This is a genomic window from Xenorhabdus santafensis, from assembly GCF_033949405.1.
Taxonomy (GTDB): Bacteria; Pseudomonadota; Gammaproteobacteria; order Enterobacterales; family Enterobacteriaceae; genus Xenorhabdus; species Xenorhabdus santafensis.
Genome location: NZ_VCDN01000380.1, coordinates 1 through 995, shown reverse-complemented (window position 1 = coordinate 995; position 995 = coordinate 1). Strand labels below are relative to the sequence as shown.

Annotated in this window: 1 protein-coding gene and 1 pseudogene; both read left to right on the top strand. The window is 27.1% G+C overall.

Features of this window, described 5'->3' with window-relative positions; genetic code table 11:
- Window positions 1–240 precede the first annotated feature (240 nt).
- A pseudogene (locus tag FE392_RS22825) lies at window positions 241–336 on the top strand (response regulator aspartate phosphatase); the annotation flags it as partial.
- A gap of 120 nt (window positions 337–456) precedes the next feature.
- A partial coding sequence (locus FE392_RS22820) for a hypothetical protein (protein ID WP_319931966.1) occupies window positions 457–995 on the top strand: 539 nt, incomplete at its 3' end.

Genomic DNA, 995 nt, shown 5'->3' with positions numbered 1-995 from the left:
AAAAGGGCTTTTTGTCATCCATATAAAAACAAAGATAAAATAAACAGAATATTAAAAATAATATATATCAACTTATTTAAAAGTTAATCTAATGTACTACCATGGTAACATGGTAAAAACAAGATATAGATAATTTTGGAAAAGGGGAAGATTCTATGAATGTTCAGTTAGAAAATGAACAAATAACAAAATTATTAAATGACTGGTATCAATCCATGCTAAAACAACACATTAGTTAAAGCAAAACAATTAAAACAAAAGATTGAAAAAGAAATTAACAACATAGAAGAAGACCAAAATTTACTTTTATATTATTCACTTATTGATTTGAGATACAAGATTCTTACAAACGACTATGCAGATAGAGAACAATCTTTAGAAAAAATCGAACAATTAAAAGAACACACAAATAATTTTTTAGATTACTATTATCATTTCTTTAAAGGCATGCATGCAATGAAAACAGGAAATTATAGTGAAACTCAAAAATATTATGATATAGCAGAAAAATTACTAGAAGAAATTCCTGATGAAGTAGAAAAAGCTGAATTTAATTATGCTGTTGCAACTTTCTATTATCATACTCATCAAGCCTTATTAGCAACTCAATATGCTAACAAAGCCAAAAGTTTTTTTAGTGGGAAACTAGGATACGAGATTAAAACCGGAGCATGTGAAAACACACTTGGTATGGCTTGTATTACATTAAGGGAATTTTCTGTTGCAGAAGAATACTTGCTTTCCGCAATTAATAAATTTGAAAAACACAGTGAAAACAAATTAGCTTTACTCGTACGTTATCACTTAGGTCTTTTATATGCAGATCAAAATCTTTCTGAACTTGCAATCCGTTATCTTCTTGAATCCTTTGAAAATCAAGAAGACGATTACAAAACAATGTTTTTATTAGCACAAGAATATTACAAGTTAAAACAAACAAATACAGTAAACACATATATTGAAAAAGGGCTAAATGTTTGTAACCAAGAATATAA